General features: G+C 40.1%; 22 protein-coding genes. 10 read left to right on the top strand and 12 right to left on the bottom strand.

Features of this window, described 5'->3' with window-relative positions; all coding sequences use genetic code 11:
* The first annotated feature begins 1 nt into the window (after position 1).
* On the top strand, positions 2-592 hold the full coding sequence (locus J5A74_03875) for a GTP cyclohydrolase I (protein ID QUI96458.1): 591 nt from the start codon (positions 2-4) through the stop codon (positions 590-592).
* 86 nt (positions 593-678) lie between these two features.
* Here the strand turns inward: J5A74_03875 and J5A74_03870 are convergent, their stop codons facing one another.
* Complete coding sequence (locus J5A74_03870) at positions 679-1929, bottom strand: transposase (GenBank protein QUI96811.1); 1251 nt, start codon at positions 1927-1929, stop codon at positions 679-681.
* Between the two features lie 183 nt (positions 1930-2112).
* On the opposite strand from J5A74_03870, the gene queC reads away from it, so the two are divergent.
* Positions 2113-2793, top strand: coding sequence for a 7-cyano-7-deazaguanine synthase QueC (queC, locus tag J5A74_03865; protein ID QUI96457.1), 681 nt, complete (start codon positions 2113-2115; stop codon positions 2791-2793).
* 14 nt (positions 2794-2807) lie between these two features.
* Positions 2808-3290, top strand: coding sequence for an NADPH-dependent 7-cyano-7-deazaguanine reductase QueF (gene queF / locus J5A74_03860; GenBank protein QUI96456.1), 483 nt, complete (start codon positions 2808-2810; stop codon positions 3288-3290).
* A 100-nt stretch (positions 3291-3390) separates the two neighbouring features.
* Here the strand turns inward: queF and J5A74_03855 are convergent, their stop codons facing one another.
* Both J5A74_03855 and lysA read right to left on the bottom strand, forming a co-directional pair.
* Entirely contained in the window at positions 3391-3747 is a 357-nt protein-coding gene (locus tag J5A74_03855; GenBank protein QUI96455.1) for a DUF2007 domain-containing protein, read from the bottom strand.
* Positions 3748-3808: 61 nt separating this feature from the next.
* Entirely contained in the window at positions 3809-5110 is a 1302-nt protein-coding gene (lysA, locus tag J5A74_03850; GenBank protein ID QUI96454.1) for a diaminopimelate decarboxylase, read from the bottom strand.
* A gap of 134 nt (positions 5111-5244) precedes the next feature.
* On the opposite strand from lysA, the gene cooS reads away from it, so the two are divergent.
* A complete protein-coding gene (cooS, locus tag J5A74_03845) occupies positions 5245-7383 on the top strand; it encodes an anaerobic carbon-monoxide dehydrogenase catalytic subunit (GenBank protein QUI96453.1) in 2139 nt (712 codons plus the stop codon).
* Positions 7384-7447: 64 nt separating this feature from the next.
* On the opposite strand, the gene J5A74_03840 is transcribed toward cooS, so the two are convergent.
* The 3 genes from J5A74_03840 to J5A74_03830 form a co-directional block, all read right to left on the bottom strand.
* On the bottom strand, positions 7448-8614 hold the full coding sequence (locus J5A74_03840) for a hypothetical protein (GenBank protein ID QUI96452.1): 1167 nt from the start codon (positions 8612-8614) through the stop codon (positions 7448-7450).
* Between the two features lie 123 nt (positions 8615-8737).
* Entirely contained in the window at positions 8738-9790 is a 1053-nt protein-coding gene (locus tag J5A74_03835) for an FMN-binding protein (GenBank protein QUI96451.1), read from the bottom strand.
* Positions 9791-11305, bottom strand: coding sequence for a DUF1533 domain-containing protein (locus J5A74_03830; protein ID QUI96450.1), 1515 nt, complete (start codon positions 11303-11305; stop codon positions 9791-9793).
* Positions 11306-11496: 191 nt separating this feature from the next.
* Here J5A74_03830 and J5A74_03825 point away from each other — a divergent pair, with 191 nt between their 5' ends.
* Genes J5A74_03825 through J5A74_03810 form a run of 4 tightly spaced genes read left to right on the top strand, consistent with a single transcriptional unit; the run spans position 11497 to position 14595 of the window.
* Positions 11497-11859 carry a GntR family transcriptional regulator gene (locus J5A74_03825; protein QUI96449.1) on the top strand — a complete coding sequence of 121 codons (363 nt, stop codon included), beginning with the start codon at positions 11497-11499 and terminating at the stop codon, positions 11857-11859.
* A complete protein-coding gene (locus J5A74_03820; GenBank protein QUI96448.1) occupies positions 11853-12539 on the top strand; it encodes an ABC transporter ATP-binding protein in 687 nt (228 codons plus the stop codon). The genes J5A74_03825 and J5A74_03820 overlap by 7 nt, the downstream gene beginning before the upstream one ends.
* 18 nt (positions 12540-12557) lie before the next feature.
* Positions 12558-13280, top strand: a complete 723-nt coding sequence (locus J5A74_03815; protein ID QUI96447.1) for a hypothetical protein — start codon at positions 12558-12560, stop codon at positions 13278-13280.
* 22 nt (positions 13281-13302) lie between these two features.
* Complete coding sequence (locus J5A74_03810) at positions 13303-14595, top strand: erythromycin esterase family protein (protein QUI96446.1); 1293 nt, start codon at positions 13303-13305, stop codon at positions 14593-14595.
* A gap of 136 nt (positions 14596-14731) precedes the next feature.
* Here the strand turns inward: J5A74_03810 and gpmI are convergent, their stop codons facing one another.
* The 3 genes from gpmI to J5A74_03795 all read right to left on the bottom strand — a co-directional run bounded on the left by gpmI (position 14732) and on the right by J5A74_03795 (position 18870).
* Positions 14732-16270: a 2,3-bisphosphoglycerate-independent phosphoglycerate mutase gene (gene gpmI, locus J5A74_03805; protein QUI96445.1), complete on the bottom strand. Its 1539-nt coding sequence runs from the start codon at positions 16268-16270 to the stop codon at positions 14732-14734.
* A gap of 172 nt (positions 16271-16442) precedes the next feature.
* Entirely contained in the window at positions 16443-17708 is a 1266-nt protein-coding gene (locus J5A74_03800; GenBank protein ID QUI96444.1) for a GntP family permease, read from the bottom strand.
* Between the two features lie 22 nt (positions 17709-17730).
* On the bottom strand, positions 17731-18870 hold the full coding sequence (locus J5A74_03795) for a glycerate kinase (protein ID QUI96443.1): 1140 nt from the start codon (positions 18868-18870) through the stop codon (positions 17731-17733).
* Between the two features lie 171 nt (positions 18871-19041).
* Between J5A74_03795 and J5A74_03790 the strand changes: the two genes are divergently transcribed.
* Positions 19042-20166 (top strand): helix-turn-helix domain-containing protein, encoded by a 1125-nt coding sequence (locus J5A74_03790; GenBank protein ID QUI96442.1) that lies wholly within the window; start codon positions 19042-19044, stop codon positions 20164-20166.
* Positions 20167-20181: 15 nt separating this feature from the next.
* Positions 20182-20997, top strand: coding sequence for an RNA methyltransferase (locus tag J5A74_03785; protein ID QUI96441.1), 816 nt, complete (start codon positions 20182-20184; stop codon positions 20995-20997).
* Between the two features lie 91 nt (positions 20998-21088).
* On the opposite strand, the gene metE is transcribed toward J5A74_03785, so the two are convergent.
* From metE to J5A74_03770, 3 genes are all read right to left on the bottom strand, one after another.
* The gene (gene metE / locus J5A74_03780) at positions 21089-23365 is read right to left on the bottom strand and encodes a 5-methyltetrahydropteroyltriglutamate--homocysteine S-methyltransferase (GenBank protein QUI96440.1); all 2277 of its coding nucleotides are present in this window, start codon (positions 23363-23365) and stop codon (positions 21089-21091) included.
* A 195-nt stretch (positions 23366-23560) separates the two neighbouring features.
* Positions 23561-24472 carry a LysR family transcriptional regulator gene (locus J5A74_03775; GenBank protein ID QUI96439.1) on the bottom strand — a complete coding sequence of 304 codons (912 nt, stop codon included), beginning with the start codon at positions 24470-24472 and terminating at the stop codon, positions 23561-23563.
* The gene (locus J5A74_03770; GenBank protein QUI96438.1) at positions 24469-25602 is read right to left on the bottom strand and encodes an acyltransferase; all 1134 of its coding nucleotides are present in this window, start codon (positions 25600-25602) and stop codon (positions 24469-24471) included. Before J5A74_03770 ends, J5A74_03775 begins: the two co-directional genes overlap by 4 nt.
* Positions 25603-25618 lie beyond the last annotated feature (16 nt).

Here is a 25618-nt window from a genome sequence, read left to right as displayed (position 1 = left end):
AATGATTGATACCAAAGCAATCGAAGAACATATTCGAGGCATTTTAATTGCCCTAGGCGACGATCCCCATCGCGAAGGTCTAGTGGATACCCCAAAGAGGGTGGCCAAAATGTATGAAGAAGTCTTTGCAGGAATGAATTACACCAATCACGAAATTGCCCAAATGTTTAATACCACCTTTGAAGAAGATTCTGATGACGAAGACTTACCTAATGATTTGCCTAATGCTAGGCGTGTTGTTGTGATGAAGGATATCGATTTATTTTCCTATTGTGAGCACCACATGGCCTTGATGTATGATATGAAGGCCACGGTTGCCTACATCCCAGGAAAGCGAGTGATCGGTCTTTCCAAAATTGCCAGAGTCTGCGATATGGTTGGCAGACGATTGCAACTTCAAGAGCGTATCGGAAGAGATATTGCTGATATTATTTGTGAAATCACCCAAAGTAGTGATGTCGCTGTGCTTCTTGAGGGACACCATAGCTGTGTCTCCGCCCGTGGAATCAAGAAAAACAACACCAAAACCTTGACTGCTGAACTTCGGGGTCGCTTTCAGACAGACCAAAGTCTACAGTTTTATCTCAAGTGAACTACCCATCACCTAAAGGTAATGGGCTTCTAAGAGCCTAACAGCTCTATTTAAGAAGTTTGATATTTAAGTTTCCACCTAAGTAATTAGGCAATCCTTATTCTTATCGGCGTGTCCACTTCGCCTCTACTGTATAGGATATTCATATCCACAACACTACTTTTACGCATGATATTTAATGCTCCGTTAACATCTGCATTGATTGTTTTACCACTTGCCGTTTTGTATAGACCACGATGTAATCTTCTGCCACTAAACGGATACTCTTTTGGATTATCGGCATTGTAAACAGGGAGATCGTCTCTATCCCAAAAAGATGATTTCGATGTATAGGATTCTTCCTGTTTTACAAAAACAATGTCATTTCGTTTGCAAAGATATTCCAATTTGTTACGCAACTGTCCATAAGGGATATTTACAAAATTTTGATTGTTTTGCTTTCCAATATGACGATTGCGTTGAAAAGTCTCATTGTAACCAACAACAAGCGTACCTATATTATTGATGATACAATAATCTATCACCCTACGAGCAGTTTTATTCATATAGTCGTTCACCTTATTGTTGCGATTACGAGCAACTGCTTTTTGTCTATTTGTAGGCTTCTTACTAAAATGTTGTTTATCTTTTATCGATTGCAAACGGGCATTTTCTTTATTGAACCACTGATTGATCGATTTCAGTCTTTTCCCGTCAATAATGAACGATTGACCACTATTTGATACGGCTGTGACGAGATTGTTGATACCTAGGTCAAGTGCAAGTGCGTTGTTCGTGTTTAGATTTCTTTGAATACATTCATCTTCATATATATACTGGATTTCAAAGAACCTTGCATTCGCTTTCGGTATAATGCGTATCTCTTTTATCGTCTTATCAAGAAGTATGGGTGGTATCGTAATTTCAACAGACTTATGCGTTTTCTTAAAACTATTGGAAAACGGAAGTATCAGCTGATTACCCTTAAGTCTTACAAAACCAATGATCAGTGTTGTGTATCCATCTTTTGGAAGATAATGTGGCAGTTTACAATCTGTAAAAGCATATTTTCCCTGCTTGACAAGTTTAAGCAGACCAAAAAATGACTGAAACGAGCCATCAACCTCTTTCAGTATCTGCTGTGCCATATTGGAATTTAAGGCCTTATAATTAGGACTATTCTTTAAAAGAGTGTAATTCTTCTCATACTTGAGAAATTCACCTTCTGTAAAATAATGCTGACGCACATTATAGATTGCCTCATTAGCAAGATTCTTAGCCGTATGACAAAGTTCCCTGATTGTGATGTAATCTTCCTTGGACAGATGTTTCACTTGTTGTTTTACAGTAAGATACATACGATTTTCTCCTTTCATAGACTCGGAAATAGGATTTCCTATATATGTATTATAGCATATATTTTAAATGATAGTATTTAAGTAAAATATATATGTTGTAAACCTAACGCCATTCATCCCACGGTCTAAAGACCATGGGTTTTCTGGCTGTTATATTATAAAAATTAAATAAAGGAGTTATTTATGAAAGCACTTGTCCTCTTTAGTGGTGGTCTTGATTCCACCACTGCTCTTGCACTCGCCATAGCAAAATATGGTGCCCCCAATGTCCTTGCCCTCTCCATTTCCTATGGTCAAAAACACGCAAAGGAAATTGAAGCAGCCATTGCCATTACTAAGCACTACCAAGTTGAGCATCTCTTTCTCGACTTAGAGAAAATTTTCACTTACAGCGACTGCTCCCTTCTCTCCCACTCTGGGGAAGAGATTCCAGAAAAAAGCTACGCCGAACAAATCAAACAGACAAAGGAAGAAAAACCAGTCAGCACCTATGTTCCCTTTCGCAATGGACTCTTTCTTTCCTCTGCTGCAAGCTTAGCCATCAGCAAGGGCTGTTCCATCATCTACTATGGAGCACATGCCGATGATGCAGCAGGATTTGCCTATCCCGACTGCTCTCCTGTATTCAATGAGGCGATGAATTCGGCGATCTGGGAAGGTTCTGGTCACCAATTAAAAATTGAGGCACCCTTTGTTCACAGCACAAAGGCAGACATTGTAAAAATCGGACTTGATTTGGATGTTCCCTATGAACTCACTTGGTCTTGTTATGAAGGAGGGGATAAACCCTGTGGAAAATGTGGAACTTGTATTGACCGTGCTGCAGCCTTTGCGGCCAATGGCATCAAAGATCCCGCACAATAAAGAAAGGAAAAGCAATGAGAGAAAATGAGAATTTAACTAAACTTGGCAGTGCCAAGACAACCTACAGTATGGACTATGATCCTTCTGTGCTAGAAAGCTTTAACAATAAGCATCCCCAAAACGATTACTTTGTCAAGTTCAACTGCCCTGAATTTACCAGTCTCTGCCCAATCACAGGTCAACCTGACTTTGCCAATATCATCATCTCCTATGTACCAGATCAAAAGCTTGTGGAGAGCAAGTCATTGAAGTTATATCTATTTTCCTTCAGAAATCACGGTGACTTCCATGAAGATGTGGTCAATATTATTATGAAGGACTTAATTCAATTGATGGATCCAAAGTACATTGAAGTATGGGGAAAATTTCTCCCTCGCGGAGGACTCTCCATTGATCCATATTGCAACTATGGAAAGAAGGGTACGATTTGGGAAAAGGCCGCAACTGACCGCCTCCTCCAGCATGACCTCTACCCTGAAAAAGTGGACAATCGATAAATGATTGATAGAGCAATGTAGAGGAGCCAATCTGGCTCCTCTACATAATAGACTAGGAGAGAGTAAATAAATACAGAACAAAAATAACTTCTAAAATAACTTATGCATTACGACATAAAAAGGCCAGAGCCGCCGCCATAAAAATTAGTAAAATAACCATGATCAACATATACATAACCCCCTTCGGCATACTCTCCCCAATATTCCTTTGGACATCTTCGGCATCTTCTTTGTTGCCTTCTAGCATATGGTATTCTTTTACAATTTGCATTGCTCGATCATAATTTGTTTCACTGACATAGATGTCGTTCTCTATCGAACTCCCACCGTATATTTCCATGATACCACTTTTTTTGTAAGATGCAATTCCATTTTCTTTCATTAAATCTACAATACACTGTGCATCCAAAGAATTGTTGACTGAGCAAAGTCGGACTTCTCTATCTTCTTCCATCATTTTCCCTCCTTATATGGAAAAAAGCCCCCGATTTCTCGAAGGCTTTTGATCAACTCACAATTTAGATAAAATCCGGAATTTCATTGTTCTGTACAATCTGCTCATAAGTCTGAGGTTTTACCATCCAAGCACTCTTTCCGCCCTTGACAAGAACAACACCTGGAATTGGATTGTTATTGTAGTTGGATGCCATGACATAGCCATAGGCACCTGTTGAATAGGTCGCAAAAATATCGCCCATCTTCACGCTCTTTGGCACCATAATGTCCGTCATAATAATATCTCCAGACTCACAATACTTTCCACAAATGCTGACTTTGTCATCCTTTGGCTCCTGTGCTCTATTGGCCACAATGCCTTCGTACTCTGCCTGATAGAGGGCCACACGAATATTATCTCCCATACCTCCATCGACAGAAACATACTTGCGAATGCCAGGAATTTCCTTAATCTGTCCGATGGTATACAATGTAATTCCTGCCTCTGCAACAATGGATCTTCCTGGCTCAATCACAGCCTCCGGTCTCTCAATTCCAATCGCCTTTGATCTCTTTTCCAATAACTCCATCATTGGATCCAAGAAAAAGCTGTATGGCTTTCTCTCCTCCGTTGTGTACTCTGCGCCATATCCACCACCAAAGTTTACTTCCTTTACATCTGCATTAAACTCCGTCTTAATGAGTGCAGCCCAATCCATCAAAACATCAAGTGCCTTTAAAAAGGCATCATTTTCAAAGAGCTGTGAACCGATATGCATATGAAGACCTGTAAACTCTAAGTATTCGCTATCCAAAATCTGCTTTACGATTGGCAAAAAGATTTCCTTCTCTAATGGAATACCAAATTTAGAATCCTTCTTTCCTGTGACAATAAAGTCATGTGTGCTCGCAGCAACACCTGGGGTGATGCGAATCATAATATTCATCTTCTTTTTGTACTTTTTACAGGACTCAATAATTAATGGGAGCTCCTGCAATCCGTCCACAATAATGCGGCCCACACCATACTCTACAGCGGCATCAATTTCCTTTGGCAACTTATTGTTTCCATTAAATTCCACATGCTCTGCTGGAAAACCGGCCTGCTTTGCTGCATAGATCTCTCCACCAGAGACCACATCGATACAAACTCCTGCCTTCTTTAAGATGGCATACATCCCCTCTGTGCAAAAGGCCTTTGATGCATAGGCAATTCTTGTCCTTGGATACTTATTGGTAAATTGCTCCTTCAATTCATTGATGCGCTCCTCAATGCCATTTTGTGACATCACATAAATAGGAGTGCCATATTTTTTAGCAAGTTCTGTTGTGTCACAACCATCAAAGTACAATTTATTATTCTTAATTTCTCTTAAATTACTCATCCTTCATCTCACTTTCTCTATATCATTCAGGGATGATTATAACATAGAATTTTTCATTTTTGCAAAATAAGTTGACTTTTCCCATTTGTGCGATATAAAATTGTGAAATCAACAGAAGTTTGAGGAGGAAATCAATGATTGACAAAATTCACAGCCACAGAAATATTATCGGTTTTGATGAAAACGGAGTTCCAACCGTTACATTAAAGGCATCCGAGCACAGTGCAGAAGATATCTACGCTCAATATCGTGCTGTTGCTGAGGGAAAAACCGATGAACATGTACATACACATGAACACGAACATCACCACGATTTAGATGAGGATGATGACGCATTTATTCGAGATTATATGAATGCAGTCAGTGCTTACCGAAAGACTTTTCCATCAAAGCAGGAGGTTCTTGAAAAGACACCAGATCCTGCCATTCGAGATATGATCCTTCGCTCTGAGCAACTTGGCATTGATACAGCATTTGATCGCTTTGACAAGCAGCAGCCACAATGTAACTTTGGTCTTGCTGGTATTTGCTGTAAGATCTGTAATATGGGTCCTTGCCGTGTGACCGCCAAGGGAAAGAAAGGTGTCTGCGGTGCTAATGCCGACTTAATCGTTGCCCGCAACTTACTTCGTGCTGCAGCCGCAGGTGCATCTCAGCACGGTATGCATGCCAGAGAGCTAATGATCGAATTGATGTACGCAGCTAAGGGAAAACTCGATGCACCACTTCTCGGTGAACAGAAAATTTTAACCACAGCAAAGAACTTCGGTATTCCAACTGAGGGAAGAAGCGTCAATGATGTTGCCTATGATTTAGCAAAAGAGCTTTTGGAAGATCTCTCAAGCTATGACCCAGAGCATGAGTACAAGGTACTTTACAAATGTGCCCCTGCTGACCGTGTCAAAGTTTGGAAGGATCTCGATTTAATTCCAATCAGTGCCTACCACGAGGTATTTGAAGCTTATCACAAGACGGCCGTCGGAACAGATGGCGATTGGAAGAGTGTTATGGAACAATTCCTTCGCTGTGGACTTGCCTTTACCTTTACAGGTGTTGTCAGTGCTTCGATTGCCACAGATTCCCTCTTTGGTGTCGGAGACCGTGTAACTTCAAAGGTAAACCTTGGTGCTCTCGAAAAGGGCTATGTCAATATCGCAGTACATGGACACTATCCATTGATGGTCAAGGAAATTGTACAACTTGGCCAGACACCAGAAATGATTGAGCTTGCAAAGTCAAAGGGAGCAAAGGGTATTCGCTTCTATGGCATTTGTTGCAGCGGTCTTTCTGCAATGTATCGTTACAATGGTGTAATTCCACTTTCTAACGCTGTGTCTGCAGAATTGGTTATTATGACTGGTGCTCTTGACTTGTGGGTAGCTGATGTTCAAGATGTCTACCCAGCTATTATGGATGTTGCGAAATGCTACAACACAACGGTGGTAACAACAAGTTCATCCGCTCGCCTTCCAGGTGCAGAGCGATTTGAAATTGACCGTCTCCACAGCAATATCGGAGAAGTGAAGGAACTTGCCAGAAAAATTCTCCTTCGTGGTATTGAAAGTTTTGAAGCAAGAAAGGGAACTCCAGTCTATATTCCACCATATGAAGTCACTGCTGAGGTTGGTTTCTCTGTCGAGTACCTTTGCAAGAAGTATGGAAGCTTTGCACCAATTGCCCAAGCCATCAAGGAAGGTAAGATTTTAGGTATTGTCAACATGGTTGGTTGCAACAATCCTAAAGTTCCATTTGAGCGCTGTATTGTAGATGTCGCAGATAAGCTTTTAGAAAACAATGTCATTATCCTCTCCAATGGCTGTGCATCCTATCCTTTGATGAAACTTGGATTCTGTGAAAAGGGGGCCAGCAGTAAGGCAGGAAAGGAACTACAAGAATTCTTAGGCGATGACCTTCCACCAGTATGGCATGTGGGTGAGTGTATCGACAATACAAGATCATCAGGTATTATGAATGGTATTGCTTCTGCACTCGGTCTCACCATCAATGATATGCCATTTGCCTTCTCCTCCCCTGAGTGGAGCAATGAAAAAGGCATTGATGCAGCCCTTGGTTTCCGTCTCCTTGGTGTTTCCTCCTACCACTGCGTAGAGGCTCCAATCTTTGGTTCAAAGAACATTATCGAGTTCTTAAAAGAAGGAACAATGGAAACTCTCGGTTCTCGCATGGTCGTCAATGTTGATCCTAAACAACTTGCACAGCAGATCATTGATGATATGAAAGAGAAGAGAAAGAAACTCGGCTGGGATAAGTAAAAATACAATGGGCGTTGAAACAATATTTCACTTGTTTCAACGCCCATAATGATTTTATAAACGATTATCTCTTTCCAAAGACCTGTACCCAGTAGGTATGTCCATTTCTCTCATAGAAACCTACGCCAATCGAATCGTAGTCTCCCAAAATATTTGCCTTGTGACCTGTAGAGTTCATCCACATATTCATTGGAAATTCTGCCGTTGTTCCACCTGATGCAATATTTTCTGCCTCTGCCATAAAACCACTTGGAAAAGCAGTATAACACCAACTGCCATCTGGTCTTCTGTGTGAAAATGTAGTGGCCAATTCTTCGGCACGAATATCAGCTGTCCTTGTCAATCCATCGTCCTTTTGTATTGGGCTGCGTCCAACCCTTGCCCTTTCCTGGTTGACCAAAGCAATCACTGCATTTTCTTTGTCCTCAGCTGAAAGATTGTTCTGCGTTGGCACTGCTGTTGTCTGTCTTGTCGTTGGCTGTGTCGGTGCTACCGTCTGTATTGTCGTTGGCTGTGTCGGTGTTACCGTCTGCCTTGTGGTTGGCTGTGTCGGTGCTACTGTCTGTATTGTGGTCGGTTGTGTTGGCACTGTCTGCCTTGTAGTCGGTTGTGTCGGCACTATCTGTCTTGCTGTTGGCTGTGTTGGTGCCGTTGTCTGCCTTACCGTTGGCTGTATCGGTGTTACTGTTTGTGTTGTGCTTCCTGAACTGCCTCTTGATCGATTTGACTTTCTTGAGCCTCTTGATGATCTGCCACCTGATGAACCGCCTGAACTGCTACCACCACTAGATCGATAAGTCTTTACAATGCTCGTCGTCCTTGTGGTTGTCTGTGGTCTTCCACTTGGCTGATACGCTCCACTGGCGTCTACATAGTAGCCATCAGGTGTGTAGGTATTGGCATCCATTCGACCGCCCCTTGCTGGATTTAAAAAATACCAAGTTCCATTGACCTTCACCCATCCCACAAGCATATTTCCATTGGTCTGATCGAGATAATACCAACTTCCACCTTCATATAGCCAACCTGTCTTCATATAACCTGAACCGTCCATATAGTACCAGACATTGCTCAGATTTAACCAAGTTGACTTTGCATAGGAAGTATTGGAAAATTGATACCACCAACCAACTTTATCTCTCTTCCAACCTCCACTGGATGCAAAAGTCGGCATAGCCATCGCCAACACACTTGTTGCCAGTGCTGCTCCAAAAAATAATTTTTTCCTCATAAGTACTCCTTTCTCAAACCAACAACATACTAACTTATGTTTTTATTTTAGCACAATGTCAGAGTTTTTCAAACTATAAAAAGACCCCACAGCTCAAATCAATTGAGCTTGTGGGATCTTTTGCTACTTGGCCTTGGACAATGCATCGGTCACTGCATCGATCAAGCCCTTTGAACTATAGGTTGAGCCACTGACCGTGTCGACATCTGGCGATTGTTTTTCTATAATTGCAGGAAGAACACACTTTTCTGCATCATTACAGTATTCTTCGTCGTCCACTTCCTTGGTGACTTCAATATTTTTAATTTTTCCACCCTCAACAGTTACACGAACTTCAATATTTCCATTGTTGCCCATGCCCTTGCCCTCATAAGAGCCATCCTTATATCCGCTGGCTTCCTTTGCCTGTGTCGCCTCCGTTTGATTGGTCTGGTTGACCTTTTGTGCAGAAAACAGTCCACTACAACTGTAGGCCGCCAGCAAAATAATGCCACATATCAGTGCGATATATCTCATTTTCTTTGCTGGATACTTCTTTATTCGCAATACCAAGTAGGCGATATAGATGATTGCATAGACAAGCACATCAAAGATATAACTTACCTTTCCCATGCGAATTGGTCCAGAAAAGATCATGACAATATGAGCAAACAAAAGCCCATAAAAAATATAGGACAAGCTCTGCAACTTCTTCCAGAACTTCGGTTTCATCTTCTTTCGAACAGACTTAAAGGATGTCACGGTCAATGGAATCAAAAGAAGAATCATTATCAAGGAAAAGCAAGTCGCTATAACCTGATATGGCAACATCTTTGCCCCTGTAAAGAGCAACACAAAGTACTTCTTTCCATAGGAAAAATTATGGATAATCGTAAGAAGCGAAGCACAAATGGCCATCTGTGCACGCATCTTCATTGTCACTGTCTTTATTTCACCCTTTGGCCATACCGACGCAACCATTACCCATATAAACAAGGCTCCAGCCAACACGCCTCTTTGTAAAATTTGTACAAAGAAATAGCTAAGTGGTGCAGGTAAGCTCTTGCTTGGCACAAGCACAGAGACAAGAGCCAAGACAATACTTCCAATGTAGAGACCAACATCTGGGTTTTTGGTCTTTTTACTCAAAAACCAAAATAATGCCAGCACTACAATCATACAGCAAATTAATTTCACTTACTTATTCACCTCAAATGTAAAATCTGGGTAACCATCAGCCTTCAGTGTGACTGTATTCTTTCCACTTGCAAAGATTGGCTTTTCACCATCATCACCTTTTGTCGCTGCATCTAACTTCACACTGCCATCCTCATTAAAGGCATTCTTTCCAAATCTTCTTCCCTTGCCGCCCTTATATTCGGTGTCATTGACCTTCGCAGAATTGATACCATCCAAATACATCTTTGCATCAATCTTTTGAGCATTGTCAGCAACCACAATGGCGTTGTTCTCAAACTTGATGTCGCCCTCTTTTAATCCTGAATCAACCGTTACCGTCATCGAAAGGTCATTATAAGTATCACTGGAGAAAATCAATTGATACTTTCCAGGACCAGCCTCCTTTGGCAATACCACTACACCATCTGTACTTGTATCGGCTGTCCACTTGACATTAGAATTCTTATAGATAATGCGAGATAGCTTATACTTTGTATCGGCTGTCTCCAACTTGTAGTTGATCTTTGTGCCATCGGCAGCATAATTTACTTTTTCATCTCCAGTGAGCTTATAGCCATCCGGTGCCTTCTTAGTCACATATAAAGAAGTATCCACTTCGATGTCATCGGCATCAGCCAAAAGATAGGTAATCTTTTTAATGGTCTTTCCTTGCATATCAGCATAGCGCAAGTAGTCAACATCATTGCCATGATTTTCCTTAAAGGCCTCTACAGCAAATGCCAACTCCGCAGGCTTTACCCAAATATTCTCCAAATGCTCCAATCCATACTTCTTTCCGTCATCTGTCTCAAGCAAAACGCCCTGTACATTCTTGATATCTAAATTAATATCAGACAGATCAATTTGATAATTGCCGTACTTTGAAGTTGATGTAATTTCAGCCTTTGCCTTATCATCTTTTGTCACATTTCCAACAGTCTTTGAAAGTGTTCCATCTGAATTTAGTACCTTATACTCTGTAGGTGTTGTATCGGTAGTCGTTGTCATCTCGCCAACCAAAGTAAGAAGTGCATTCTCTGACGTCTTCTTCTCCTCAATGGCCTTCTTTGCGTCCTCATAGAGGGACTTTGAAATCGCCACATTGACACCAACTACACCCTTATATTGTGATCCCTGTCCAACGGCCTCGCTGTCTGCCACTGGGAACGACTTCATCTTTTGTGCAGTCACCGAACTTACGCTGTCATATTGACCTGCTGCACGCAAATCCTTTACTGCATCTGGTGCAGTCAAATTTGCCTTGAGAGATGCTGGATTTTCTTCTGGTGCAATATTATTGACCTCACCATAGTAATAATCTGCATAAGGAACATTGATCTTTGCATAGACATAATCTGCATTGCCAATATTGGATGCTGCGGCCTTTGTCTGCTCTGCTGTTGCATCGCTCTTGCTCTCTGCCTTACTCTCGCTCTTACTTTCTGTGCTATTCGTATTTCCCTTTGAACCACAGCCAACCATAACTGTTGCCACCATCACAGATAACACACAAAATGCTGTACTCTTCTTCATACAAACCTCTTTCTACAATAATTTATTTACGCGCAAAATTAGTATGTCCTAACCGCCCATATTATCGCATATTCCTATAAAAGTCGTCAAGTACTTTATCTCTACTTATTTTTTCAAAAAGTTGTTGACAATACAGAATTAGTGTACTATATTACTAGTGAAGTAAGAAACTAGAGCAAAGGAGGATTGCAATGCAATATGATAACAGCATGCCAATCTACATGCAGGTCGCCGAAGATATTCGAAATAAAATTATCTCTGGTGAAATTTGCTTGGGAGACAAACTCCCCTCAGGTCGGGATTTAGCCATCCAATATAAGATTAATCCCAATACTGCCGTGAGAGTCTATCAAGTGCTCGAGCAAGAAGGACTATGCCACACAAAACGTGGTCTAGGAACATTTATCAATGACGACTTGCAAATGGTAGAAGAAATCAAAAAACAACAAGCTTTCAGCTACATCACATCATTTTTGACAAATATGCATTCCCTTGGATTTTCTGATCATGAAATCCTTGCGATGCTCAAAGAACAGGAGGATTCTCAATGCTAGAGACAAAATCACTATCAAAGTCCTATATCAAAAAGCAAGTTCTTTTTGATCTAAACTTTACAATTACTGGTGGACATATCTATGGATTGCTTGGACCAAATGGAAGCGGAAAGAGTACCTGGATGAAAATTTGTGCAGGGCTAGTCAAACCCACTTCAGGAAGTGTTTCCCTGGAGGGAAGAAAAATTGATATTCAAACAAGAAATGATATCGCCTATGCACCGACAGAAAATTTCTTCTATCCATGGATGAGTATCGAAGAGGTTGGCCAATACTATCAAGATTTTTTTCCTGACTTTTCTCTAGATACCTACCACACTCTACTTGAAGAAATGAAGCTTACACCAAAACAAAAGTTAAAGACGCTTTCTTCTGGTATGAATGCCAAGACAAAAATTGCTGCAGCTCTTTCTAGAAATGCCAAGGTCTATCTACTTGATGAGCCATTTAATGGCATTGATTTGATTACTCGAGACGAGATTGCAAAGACCATTATTCAATCGCTTCGCCAAGACAATGCCATTATTATTTCCTCTCATCTTATCGAAGAAATGGAAAGCTTTATTGACAGTGCCATCTTTATTCGCGACGGTCATCTTCTTGAAGTTTGTGACACCGAGAGCCTTCGCCTTAGAGCCAATAAATCACTCAGTGACCGCTACCGCGAGCTGATGCAATAATACAGATTGGAGAAGATTATGTTAAATTTATTAAAATATGAAATGAAGAAGTCAAAAGTTCCAATGATGCTTGTTCTTGCCGTAACACTTATTCTTGAAGTTCTATTTCTCATTGGTTTACTTCTCACGGACAAACAACAACTTACTGGATATGCCATTGTCATGCTCACCCTATTTGCACCATTTTCTATTTTGGTCAGCTCCTTGTTTTGTGTATTTACCCTCAATCAAGAGCTAACCTCCACCACTGGCTATATGCTCTTTATGACCCCAAATAGCTCAAAAAAAATCTTGGGTGCAAAAGTTTTACACAGCATTATCATTGTTTTATGTGGCGTTATATTCTTTAGTATTGTTGCTACCATTGACCTTGGCATTCTCTCAGCTAAGTACCCAGAGTTGAAAGAGGCTCTTAATCAATTTCCTCTAATTCAGATTCACTATGATGAGATTGCAAATTCCCTATTTAATACAGGAATTTCATGGCTCTCTATTTTATCCTATGCCTTCTTATCTGTGGTATTACAAGCGAGTGTCTTGCGTGGAAAGAAAGGAAGTTTAATCCTGAGCATTATTATCTTTATTGGATTAAATATTTTATTTGGAATTATTTCCAGTTATATTCCTTGGCCTAGTGCTGTGCTTGCAAAGAGCATCGCCCAAGCTGTATGGAATATTGTGATTATTGTTGTATTTTATTTCCTTTCCTCTTGGCTTATGGAAAACAAGCTCAATATGTAGAGATCAGGGAGGGAGAACAAACATGAAGATATTAAAGGTTGTCAAAAGAATTTTTATTGTTCTTTTTTGTCTTATCTTTGTTTTGGTGCTCGGTTACTCGATCACCCTTCTTTTTGAAAATATTCAAGCACATCAAAAAATTGCCAACATTGAAAAATTCATCCAGCCCATCGATGCACTCAAGATCAGTCCAAAAGTTCAACTTGTTTCCATTGGTGAGGCCGCACATGGCAGCAGCGACTTCCAAGAACTCAAATTAGATGTGCTAAAAAAGTTAGTTCAAGAAGATGGATTTACCGCCTTTGCTCTCGAAGCTGACTATGGCGAGTGTGCAACCATCAATCGCTATATTCAGGGCAAAGAAGGAAGTATTGACAAAATGCTTCAAAACTTTTCCTTTCCCATCTATCACACAGAACAAATGAAAAATCTAATTCAGTGGATGCACGACTACAATCAATCTGCACCCCAAGACAAGAAATTGCGTTTCTATGGATTTGATATGCAAAACCCAGAGACAAGTTATGATTTTCTAAAGCACTATTGTCTGTCCCACAGCTATGCCACTGAAGAGGAATTTGATTCTGTCCTCGGAAACGAGAGCATCACACTCGACGCACAAAATGCACAAAAAGTAGTTGACTTTCTGCGAGGAGTCCGTAATAAAATGGGAAACTATAATCCTTCCATTGACGATGACAGAGACGCAGCGTTGGAAATCAATTCGGTAACTCAAGCAGCCAATACATGGCTTTTGACACCAAGTCAAAATGCCAACACCGCAGATGGATCAAACAGTCGAGATGCAGATATGGCAAAAAATGTAGAAACTTTGCTAAAAATTGAGGAAAAAATTGGATCGGGAAAGATGCTCATTGCCGCACACAATGGACATATCGGAAAATCTATCTATTCGAAAATCATGGGCGATACCATGGGAGTGATTTTATCCAGAGACTTGGGCGAAAAATATTATGCCATCGGAACTGATTTTTGGGAGGTCACTGACAACATCAAGACATTCGAGGCAAGAGAACGCAGTATTCAAAAATTTATTTCTGCCGACCCACTGGCCGCACAGGCTCGATTTGCCAAAGACGGTAAGTATTTCCTCGATTTTTCTGCCATTACCGATCAAAACAGCAAGATCTATCAGCTCATTCACAGCCCCATGCGAATGGGCGATGTCGGCGAAGGCTATATGTGGATGATGAGATTATTCCCGAACCAAAGTAGCCGCATCAAAGTTAAGCCAAGCCAAATGTTTGACTCTATGATTTTTGTCTATAAGGCAAAACCAATTCAAATTTTTTAAGACTTGGTTTGCTCTTTTATATCTTCCGAAAAAATAGATGGATACAGATTATTCTCTTGTATATATTATCGACACTGATTTAATGAAAAACGGGGGTGTGAAAATAAAATTTCACACCCCCGCTATTTTTATCTTTTTATTTCTCCACCAATAAGCTTTCGCCCGTCATGCTCGCTGGCTTTTGCAATCCCATCACCTCAATCAATGTTGGCACGATATCACAAAGTCTTCCGCCCTCTCTGAGCTTGTACTTTGGATCGGCATTGACAAGAATAAATGGCACTGGATTTGTTGTATGTGCTGTATGTGGCTCTCCTGTCTTTTCATCCACCAGAGTCTCACAGTTTCCGTGGTCAGCACAGATAAACATCACACCGCCTTCTTCCTTAATGGCCTTGACTGCTCTTCCCACACAGCTATCCACTTCCTCAACAGCCTTAATTGCTGCTGACTCCACTGCTGTGTGACCAACCATATCTGGATTTGCAAAGTTGACAATAATCACATCGTACTTGTGACTCTTAATCGCATCGACAAGATTCTTGCAAACTTCCTCGGCACTCATCTGCGGCTTTAAGTCATAGGTTGGCACATCCTTTGGAGAGTTGACAAGAATTCGATCCTCTCCCTCATTTGGCTCTTCCTTTCCACCATTGAAGAAGAAGGTCACATGGGCATATTTTTCTGTCTCAGCTAATCTCAACTGCTTTAATCCCTTGCTTGCCAAGAACTCACCGAAGGTATCCTTAATCTCTTCCTTTTCAAATGCCACTAATTTATTTTTAATGGTATCATCGTAGTCTGTAAAGCACACAAATGTTGTATGTAATCTCTTTCCACGATCAAAGCCATCAAAATCATCGACACAGAATACTCTAGTCAACTCTCTTGCACGATCAGGTCTAAAGTTAAAGAATACAACAGAATCATTGTCCTTAACTGTCTTTGCCTCGCCATCAATCTTTACTGAGAATGGCTCAACAAACTCATCATTCTTTCCTGCTGCATAGGAATCTTCAATTCCCTTTACTGCACTGTCTTCTAATTTAGCACCTTTTGTAATGGCTGTGTATGCCGCAGAAACTCGATCCCAACGATTATCTCTGTCCATTGCGTAGAAACGACCTGCCACACTGGCAACCTTTCCAACGCCAAGCTCTGCCATTTTCTCTTCAAGTTCCTTAATAAACTCCACACCTGAAGTTGGAGGTGTATCTCTTCCGTCGAGGAAGGCATGAACATAGACCTTCTCCAAGCCATTTCTCTTTGCAAGCTCCAATAAGCCATAGATATGACCATTAAAGCTATGTACACCACCGCTGGAAACCAATCCCATCAAATGTAATGCACTGTTATTCTTCTTAACATTGTTTACTGCTTCCATCAATGCCTTGTTCTCAAAGAAGTCTCCATCCTCAATGGCCTTTGTAATTCTTGTGAGCTCCTGATAAATAATGCGACCAGCACCCATATTCATATGTCCAACTTCAGAGTTTCCCATCTGTCCATCTGGAAGTCCAACATAATGTCCACTTGCCTGTCCCTTGACAAATGGATACTCCTTTGTCAATGCACAAAGATTTGGTGTATTTGCTTCAAAAACTGCATTATGGTCATGTCCATCTCTCAATCCAAGTCCATCCATAATGCATAAAACAACTGTCTTTTTGCTCATAATAGCCTCTTTCTCTAAAATCTAGGTTTTCAGTTAAAGTTTTGACGCTTGTATTTTAACCTATTTATTGACTTTCGTAAAGCCCATAAATCCACAAAAAAATCTCTCCCATTAGCCAATAAGGAGAGATTTTTTCAAAAGTCAGTCTTTATTTACTATTTTTTTGTCAATTCTAATGAATAATTACATACATTAATACGGCAACAACAGTTGTTGTCAATCCAACAATGGCCTCATAGACAATCAACTTCATTCGGTTGGAAATGTCCATATTTACAGCACCACCTGTTGCGTGGAAGAAGGAGCCATGTGGAAGAGAGTCAATCACTGTTGCACCTGCATGAATCATTGCACCTGCAGCAATTGCTGGTATTCCTTGGGACAAAATTACCCCTGAAAATGTCTGCGAGGCAACCGTTGCTCCCGCTGTTGTAGAGGCCGTTGCTCCCGCCATCAAAATTCCTGCAATCGGTGCAAGCAAAAATGCTGGCATATGCAAGAAATTTAATAGATTGACCACATCTATTTGAAGTGCAGAGGCTTTAATAATTCCTGCAATTGTACCTGTGCCAAGCAATAGAATGGATACCCCTGTAACCTTACCCAGTCCAAATTCTGCAAATTGACCAAACTTTGTAATCTTTCCAGTAACCAAAGTACACACCACTCCTCCCACAGGTAGAGCAATCATTGGGTCTACAGCCACCTTAATAATCACACGAAGTGCCAATAAGATAATAACGACAACCGGTCCTGCAATGGCTGCCAAAAAGCTAGGTAAGGTCTCATCATCACTTTTTTCAAGATCGCTATCTGAAACCAACACTCCACTCTGTTTTGCTAAAATGGAAGCCAAAAGAATCGTCACCACCAAGGCACAGAGGGCAGGAATGATATTTCTCACCATCAGCGAGGTGAGGTCAACTTTAAATGCCTCCGAAACGGCAATGGTGTTTGGATTTGGTGAAATGACATTGCCTGCCTTTCCGCCACCAATCATAGCAAGCAAGAGCGACTTTTTATTGTATCCGGCCTCCTTGCCAATCGCCATGGCAATCGGTGCTACAGTAATAACAGAGATATCAATGAACACACCAACCGCACAAATAATCATTGTCGCAATGGCTACGGCAATCAATGCCCTTTGTTTTCCAAGTGCATGAACAATGCTCTGTGCAATCTTTTTTGCTGACCCCGTCTTAATTAATGCTCCAGCAAGCATTCCCGAAGTCATAATGCGAAGAACCGAAGTCATCATACTCTTTGCCCCATCGGTCATCGTGGTAATTGTCAAACTCATATTTCCACCTGATCCGATGAGTCCACCAATCAATGCCCCAACAATCAAACTATATGCTGGATGAAATTTTTTAATAATCAAAATAATAGCTATTGCCATTCCAACCAAAGCACCTATGGTTGTAAAACTATAATCCATATCTCTTTTCCAACCTTTATCTTTATTTTTGAACCAAAAAGAGTCGAACTGCCTGCTCTACAGTTAATGCCATATTTTGCTTGGCATTTTCTGATTTCATTGCCTCATCCAGTGTACAAATTTCTCGTATAATTGGAAAAAAGGCATCAATACCATTTTTATTGCACTCCCCTGCATCCTTTGTCACTGCACCAGCAAAGGCAATCACTGGCTTATTATATTTCTTTGCTAGCCTTGCCACACCGACGGGAGCCTTTCCCATCGCCGTCTGAAAATCTAATTTTCCCTCACCAGTAATCACAAGATCTGCATCTTGAATGTAATTTTCAAGTTTTGTCTCCTCGAGTACAATATCAATTCCTGATTGAAGATTGGCATCAAGAAAAGTCAGAAAAGCAAAACCCAATCCCCCTGCTGCACCTGTCCCTGGATACTTTGCATCTGCACTTGGAAAAACTTCTTTTGCAAGCGTAGCATAGTGACCAAGCCATCCGTCCATATCCTCAACCATAGAAGGTGTTGCTCCCTTTTGTGGTCCAAACACTGCACTGCAACCGCTTGGTCCACAGAGTGGATTCGTCACATCACACGCCACACGAAATGTACATTCCTTTAGTTCGTTTAACACATTCTCTGCAGAAATCTTCTCCAAATTTTGTAGTCCCACCGCACCAAATGGAATTGCATTTCCACTTCGATCCAAAAACTCAAATCCAAGTGCCTGTAACATTCCTACTCCACCATCATTTGTCGCACTTCCACCGATGCCAACAATAAATCTTCGACATCCCTTTTGAATTGCATCACAAATGGTCTCGCCCACACCATAAGTTGTTGCAAAGAGCGGATTTAATTTGTCCCTGGAAACGAGTGTAATGCCTGCGGCTGCACTCATTTCAATGACTGCCGTCATTGTGTCACGGATAATACCATACTTACAATTGACTGGTTCTCCAAATGGACCTGTCACTGTAATTTCTTCTACAGTGCCATTCATTCCTGCAACCAAAGCCTCCACGGTTCCTTCGCCTCCATCGGCCAATGGTCGAACTTCCACTTGAATAGATGGATCCACATGATAAATTCCCAATGCCGCTGCATTCCCTGCTTCTATTGAGGTTAAGCTTCCCTTAAACGAATCAATCGCTGTCACAATCTTCATTCTACCAATTCCTCACTTTCAACTCATACCATTTCCAAATTTCTATTACAATCTCTATCTACTGTCTATATTTCTATCATAAGGTATTCAAACTTGTTTTTATATAGTCTATAAGCTATAATTAGAGCATATTTTTCAATATTTTATAGTATAAATAATATAGAGGTGAGTATGTTTCTGAGTATTTCTAAGACATTGGCACAACAGATTGTAGATACCATTCACGATGTGTGTCAATATCACATTAATTTTATTACCACTGACGGCATGATCTACGCTTCAAGCGATCCCTCTCGCATTGGCACCTTTCATGAAATCGGAAAACAAGTGGCAAGCACTGGAAAGACCATTGAGGTTGACTCCGACAACACCTATTTTGGCACACATAAAGGGATCAATATCCCCATCTACTATCACAGAGAAATGGTTGCCATCGTGGGAATCTCTGGTGATGTCCATAAGGTCACACGATTTGCACACCTCGCTGAACGCATTTCCCATATCCTCCTACATGAAAAAGAACTGGTTGCCATTCATCGCTCATTGGACGAGAAAAAGCTCTATGTCATTCAGTCCCTGCAAAGCCAAGGACTTGACAAGAATCTCTATTTTCTTGATTGCCTCCATACCTTTCATCTCCATCCATCCGATATTTTTCGGGTTGTCACTATTGAGGTCAACACTCGCTATAATCTCGTCAATATCTCCTTGTTGGAACAAGATATTCAAAGATTTTTAGCGAGTCTCAATGAAAGTGTATTTGCTTACATCTATCCCAATAAATTTATTGCTCTGATTCGAAATCAGACCTTTCAAAGTCACTTTGAAAAATTTACTCAGTTTGCCAGTGAAAACCAAAATATTATTCAACTTGCTCTTGGTATGGCAAGACCTCTAGAAAATATAAAAGAAGCCTGGGACTCCTCGACCATCGCCCTCGATGCCATTCGAAATACCAAGCAAACTTACGCACTCTTTGATGAACTCTCCCTAGAAATTCTTCTGACAGGAATCTCTAGCACCCATAGACTAGAATTTACCAAAAAACTTCTCAAGGACCTCACCAAAGATGATATCCAATTTTTACACACCTACTATGACGAAGATATGTCCCTGCAAAATACAGCATCTCGACTGTACTTGCACAAAAATACAGTACAACAAAGACTCAATCGCATCCAAGACAAGACCGGTCTAAATCCCAGAAAATTCAAAGAGGCCAACCTATTTTATCTCGCCATCGAACTCAATAGAATCAATACATCCACGAACAAAGAAACCAAAGAAAAATCATAAGGAGATTTACAAAATATGTTGATTCCCATCCACGACTTAAGCCAACCAGAACTTTTATTTTACACCAAGCTCAATGAACACCAACTCTCACAATACAATGCCCCCAATCCCCTCGGCTACTTTATTGCTGAAAGTCCAAAGGTCATTACTCGTGCCCTAAATGCTGACTACACTCCTGTCTCCATGCTCCTTGATAAAGACCACATCGATGCTGAGAGTAAGGCTCTTCTTGACCTTCTCCCCGAAACATTGCCGATTTATACGGCAAGTGATGCTCTTCTTACCTCGCTCACTGGTTTTCATTTGACACGAGGTGCTCTTTGTCTGTTCAAAAGAAAAGAAACTAACTCCATCAAAAAAATCTGTGCCTTGGCCAAACGCATCGCCATCTTAGAAGACATTGTCAATCCAACTAATGTCGGTGCCATCTTTCGCAATGCAGCCGCTCTACATATCGACGCAATACTGCTCACAAAAAATTGTAGCGACCCACTATATCGGCGCTGTCTGCGTGTCAGCATGGGAAATGTATTTCAAATTCCTTGGGGTTACATCGACAGTGACTATCTAAAAGAGATAAAAGACCTTGGATTTTGCACTGTGGCAATGGCATTGGTTGACAATTCCATTTCCATTGACAATCCAATACTCAAAACCAAAGAACGACTCGCCATTATTTTAGGCAACGAGGGAAATGGACTCTCCCTATCTACCCTTCAGTCTGTAGATTACAATGTCATTATCCCCATGGCCACTGGCATCGACTCCCTCAATGTCGCCGCTGCCAGTGCAATCGCCTTCTGGGAACTACAAAAAAAGGAATTGCTGTAACCGATTGAATTTTATAAAAAATACAGAGAAACGACTCGCCATCAGACTGCATTTCTCTGTATTTTCTAAAATCACTCTATCTATTACTTCCCTATATTTCTGAATTCTCTTTTCTAATTTCCTCTGCTGCATACACAAGATTCTTAAGACTCTTGTTTGTTTCGTCGGTTCCCCTTGTCTTCAATCCGCAATCAGGGTTTACCCACAACTTACTGCGATCAATCTTCTCAAGCATTTTGTAGAGTGCAGTTTTGATTTCCTCCACAGATGGAACTCTTGGAGAATGAATATCATAAACGCCTGGACCAACCTCTGTTTTGAAGTGGTTTTCTTTCAGCGAATCCAAAATCTCAAGATCTGAACGTGAAGCCTCAAAGGTAATAACATCTGCGTCCATATCGTCAATTGCCTTAATAATATCTGTAAATTCACTATAACACATATGAGTATGGATCTGCGTTTCAGCCTTTACACCACTGTGAACAAGGCGGAAGGCAGGAATCGCCCAATCAAGATATTCGCTGTACCAATCACTTTTTCTCAATGGCAATTTTTCACGCAGAGCTGCTTCGTCCACTTGAATAACATTGATACCATTTGCCTCAAGATCGAGCACCTCATCACGTATAGCAAGTGCAATCTGATTGGTACTTTCCTTAATAGAAATATCTTCACGAGGAAATGACCAGTTGAGAATTGTAACAGGACCAGTGAGCATTCCTTTCATTGGTCTGTTTGTAAGGCTTTGTGCATAGGTGGACCATTCCACTGTCATAGGCTTACTTCTTGAAACATCTCCCCAGATAATCGGTGGCTTCACACAGCGAGTGCCATAGGACTGTACCCATGCTTTTTCAGTAAACAAGTATCCATTTAACTGCTCGCCAAAATATTCCACCATATCATTGCGCTCATACTCTCCGTGAACAAGCACATCAAGTCCAAGCTCTTCCTGTAGCTTCACACACTCTGCAATCTTCTTGCGGTTAAACTCTATATATTCCTGTTGTGTAATACTGCCCTTGCGAAATGCTGTTCTGTTGGCCTTTACATCAGCAGTCTGTGGAAAAGAACCAATGGTCGTCGTTGGAAGCTCTGGCAACTTGAATTTAGCCTTTTGTATCGCTTCTCGCTCTGAAAATTCTGGTAATCTTGTAAAATCACTGTTCTTTATCTCAGCTGTTCTCTTTTTCACCTTTGCATCATCACAATCTGGTCTACCTTGAAACAGCTTTTCATTATTGATGTAAAATTCTGAATGAGTATAATCAGTTTCAGAAAGCACCTTTAATTCTGTCAACTCAGTTAACTTTTCTAGTGCAAAGGCAAAGTGATCTCTATATTTTTTCTGTAACTTAACTTCATTTTCCAAGGTATAGGGAACATGGAGAAGAGAACAAGATGTCCCAATAACTGTTTCAATACCATATGTTTTCAACTCATTGAGAATTTCCAATGTGTTTTTGTAATTATTTCTCCAAATATTTTTGCCATTGACAACACCTGCAAAAAGAAGTTTATCTTTTGGGAAGCCATTAGCTTTAAGAAGAGTTTTTGTCTGTCTGCCTTCAATAAAGTCAAGTCCTATGCCATCAAAAGCAAGTGTGCAAATATTTTTGTAACAATCCCTCACATCACCAAAATAAGTCTGAAGTAATACCTTTACATTTCCTTTTACAAGTAAAATACCATTGTAGAGTTTTTCAAATAAGTGAATATCTTCGTCGTCTACATCATGAACAAGATATGGTTCGTCAAACTGTACCCACTCTGCACCAAGTTCATTAAACTTACTAAGCAACTCACAATAAGCAGAAATGACTGCATCCACATACGCTTCTGATGTCTTATTCTCGGTATAACGAATCAACTTCAATAGTGTAAAAGCACCAATTACAACAGGCTTTGTTGTAACTCCATATTCCTTTGCTTCCAAAAATTCATCGAATGGCTTTGTGCCAACTAATTTGATTTCTATATCGTCCGAAATCTCTGGAACCATATAATGATAGTTTGTATTAAACCACTTTTTCATGGCCAATGCCTTCACATCGCCTGCCTCACCCTGATATCCCCTTGCCATTGCAAAATAGGTATCAAGAAAAGAAAGTTTTAAGTCTTTATAACGCTCAGGAATAATATTGAACAGCACAGCTGTATCCAGCATATGATCATAGAATGAAAAATCATTGGAAGGAATAAAATCAAGACCTGAATTTTTTTGAGCAATCCAAGCATTTTTTCTTATTTCTTTAGCAACATTTTGCAGTTGTTCCTCCGAAATCTCTCTTCTAAAATATTTTTCCGTAGCAAATTTTAATTCTCTCAAAGAGCCTACCCTTGGATGACCAATAATAGAAGTACGCATAATGATATCTCCTAACATAAAATTTTATTAAAATACAAAAGTCTTCACATATTTTACGGTTTGTAATATAACACGAACAGACTGTTATGTGTTAATACTCATTTCCAATGATTAGACATATCAAAAAGCTATATATAATGTTCCTTGATCATCCATAACACTATTTGTCCACAAATAATGATAACCTACTTTATACTATGAGCGATAATCTTCAATATACTTCTGTAAATGCTCCAAATAGTGCTTACTAATTTTACTGAGCGGTCTGTCCGTTTGTACAATGTACCCAATCTCCATTATTTCATCACTTTCAAGCGGAATAGACACAATATCTGTTCCGTTTAAATCACTACTTAAAATGCCTGAGGATATCGTATATCCGTCAAGCCCAATAAGAAGATTAAACAATGTGGCACGGTCAGTAACGATAATATTTTTTGAACTTTCCTCTGTGCTATGAAGCTCTTCTGAAAAATAAAATGAATTATTCATTCCCTGCTCATAAGTCAAGCGAGTAAAGGGCTTTAAGTCACTTAATGTCACTTTATCCTTTGTCGCAAGTGGATTATTTCTACAGACAAAGACATGAGGTTTTGCTGTGAACAGAGAAACAAATTTCAAGTCTGCACTTTTTACAATGCGCTGTATAATTTCACGGTTGAACTTACTTAAAAATAAAACACCAAGCTCACTGCGGGAGTACCTTACATCTTCAATAATATCGTTTGTTCTCGACTCCCTCAGAGTAAACTCATATTCATTCTCACCATACTCCTTTACCAGTGCGACAAATGCATTAACCACAAAGGCATAATGTTGGGCCGAGATAGAAAATACTCGACATATATTCCCTTTTTCCTTGTACTGCTGTTCCAACAAATCGGCCTGTTCCACCACTTGGCGTGCATAAGATAAGAATTTTGTGCCTTCATCCGAAAGATAAATTCCACGATTGTTTCTGAAAAATATTGTAATGCCCATTTCCTTTTCCAGTTCGGAAACAGATTTTGACAGACTTGGCTGTGCCACAAGAAGTTTCTTAGCCGCTGAAGTAATCGAGCCACATTCTGCTATAGCTATTACATATTTTAATTGCTGTAATGTCATCTCTTCTTTCCTCTCCTATATCTTTTTGATAACACAAATATCTTTACCTTTTCAAATATAACTGCACACATCGCAGAAACGCCCACAATAACGGCACTCTCTATAATATTAATATACCAGTGATTGAACGGTGCTATTTTTTTGTATAAAATATGCTCCAAGATTGTATAGACTAAAATATGCAAAAAGAAGATGCCCAATGTGTGTTGACCGATATTTTTCCCAATCCAATACTCTACTTTTGATATTGATTTTCTCCCAACAAAGAAAATAAACACTCCCGATGCGATCAGCAATGTCGAGCAATAATAATATCCGCTCACAATATGCACTCCCTGCCAAGTCCACACTCCACTTTGAATATACTTAATCACCATTAATCCCACTAGTCCAAGACCAATGCTAAAAAGTGCCACCTTTTTATAGCAAAAGCATTTTCCTTTCTGTTCATAGATACATTTTCCAAGAAACATACATAGGATATAGATGGCATATGTCGGATGAAATGGACTCATTTGTGTCAGCAACAGGGCATTTGGAATATTTTTTCCTGTAATTTTTCCAATAAATTGAAAAAATAATGCCAAATCAAATACCACACTTGAAAATCCAAAGAGAACCAACATAAGATATCCTATTATTTTTTCATCTTTACAAATCCTCAGTAAAGGCAAAATCAAATACATTGCAATTAAGGTTTGAAAATACCAAAAATGTCCTGTGCTCACTCCTGGAACTTCCTGAAATAAAAATACATAATTGACCAAATTTGAAAGGCTGCCATCAATATGTACATGGTAAAAAAAATGCATAAAAATGGCATAAATCATTTTCCAACAAATCACATAAAAATAGAGAACCATCACTTTTTTTATATGCCTTTTGGGGTCAACTGTGCCCTCTCTTGTCAATTGTACTGCCCCTGTCACCATAAAGAAAATAGGAACCGCACTATTACAAAACATCATCAGTGCATTGTCTATAATACCATTGGGATTGAGCTGAGCATTATGAAAAAATACAACCATTGTGATGGCCAATGCCTTGAGTAGATCCAAATGGACATCTCGATTTGATTTTGAAAACCCCAATTGCTTAACTTGAATTTTTTTATGTTTTTTACTTTTCATATTTTCCCTTTATTTT

This window comes from Lachnospiraceae bacterium oral taxon 096 (genome assembly GCA_018141845.1).
GTDB lineage: Bacteria > Bacillota > Clostridia > Lachnospirales > Lachnospiraceae > F0428.
Note: the sequence above shows the minus strand (reverse complement) of the source record. Positions and strands in the feature narration are given on the sequence as shown.

What these genes read in the sequence shown, in the direction of transcription:
- J5A74_03875 (QUI96458.1), top strand. Translation starts at nt 2, where the DNA reads ATGATTGATACCAAAGCAATCGAAGAACATATTCGAGGCATTTTAATT.
- J5A74_03870 (QUI96811.1), bottom strand. Translation starts at nt 1,929, where the DNA reads ATGTATCTTACTGTAAAACAACAAGTGAAACATCTGTCCAAGGAAGAT.
- queC (QUI96457.1), top strand. Translation starts at nt 2,113, where the DNA reads ATGAAAGCACTTGTCCTCTTTAGTGGTGGTCTTGATTCCACCACTGCT.
- queF (QUI96456.1), top strand. Translation starts at nt 2,808, where the DNA reads ATGAGAGAAAATGAGAATTTAACTAAACTTGGCAGTGCCAAGACAACC.
- J5A74_03855 (QUI96455.1), bottom strand. Translation starts at nt 3,747, where the DNA reads ATGATGGAAGAAGATAGAGAAGTCCGACTTTGCTCAGTCAACAATTCT.
- lysA (QUI96454.1), bottom strand. Translation starts at nt 5,110, where the DNA reads ATGAGTAATTTAAGAGAAATTAAGAATAATAAATTGTACTTTGATGGT.
- cooS (QUI96453.1), top strand. Translation starts at nt 5,245, where the DNA reads ATGATTGACAAAATTCACAGCCACAGAAATATTATCGGTTTTGATGAA.
- J5A74_03840 (QUI96452.1), bottom strand. Translation starts at nt 8,614, where the DNA reads ATGAGGAAAAAATTATTTTTTGGAGCAGCACTGGCAACAAGTGTGTTG.
- J5A74_03830 (QUI96450.1), bottom strand. Translation starts at nt 11,305, where the DNA reads ATGAAGAAGAGTACAGCATTTTGTGTGTTATCTGTGATGGTGGCAACA.
- J5A74_03825 (QUI96449.1), top strand. Translation starts at nt 11,497, where the DNA reads ATGCAATATGATAACAGCATGCCAATCTACATGCAGGTCGCCGAAGAT.
- J5A74_03820 (QUI96448.1), top strand. Translation starts at nt 11,853, where the DNA reads ATGCTAGAGACAAAATCACTATCAAAGTCCTATATCAAAAAGCAAGTT.
- J5A74_03815 (QUI96447.1), top strand. Translation starts at nt 12,558, where the DNA reads ATGTTAAATTTATTAAAATATGAAATGAAGAAGTCAAAAGTTCCAATG.
- J5A74_03810 (QUI96446.1), top strand. Translation starts at nt 13,303, where the DNA reads ATGAAGATATTAAAGGTTGTCAAAAGAATTTTTATTGTTCTTTTTTGT.
- gpmI (QUI96445.1), bottom strand. Translation starts at nt 16,270, where the DNA reads ATGAGCAAAAAGACAGTTGTTTTATGCATTATGGATGGACTTGGATTG.
- J5A74_03800 (QUI96444.1), bottom strand. Translation starts at nt 17,708, where the DNA reads ATGGATTATAGTTTTACAACCATAGGTGCTTTGGTTGGAATGGCAATA.
- J5A74_03795 (QUI96443.1), bottom strand. Translation starts at nt 18,870, where the DNA reads ATGAAGATTGTGACAGCGATTGATTCGTTTAAGGGAAGCTTAACCTCA.
- J5A74_03790 (QUI96442.1), top strand. Translation starts at nt 19,042, where the DNA reads ATGTTTCTGAGTATTTCTAAGACATTGGCACAACAGATTGTAGATACC.
- J5A74_03785 (QUI96441.1), top strand. Translation starts at nt 20,182, where the DNA reads ATGTTGATTCCCATCCACGACTTAAGCCAACCAGAACTTTTATTTTAC.
- metE (QUI96440.1), bottom strand. Translation starts at nt 23,365, where the DNA reads ATGCGTACTTCTATTATTGGTCATCCAAGGGTAGGCTCTTTGAGAGAA.
- J5A74_03775 (QUI96439.1), bottom strand. Translation starts at nt 24,472, where the DNA reads ATGACATTACAGCAATTAAAATATGTAATAGCTATAGCAGAATGTGGC.
- J5A74_03770 (QUI96438.1), bottom strand. Translation starts at nt 25,602, where the DNA reads ATGAAAAGTAAAAAACATAAAAAAATTCAAGTTAAGCAATTGGGGTTT.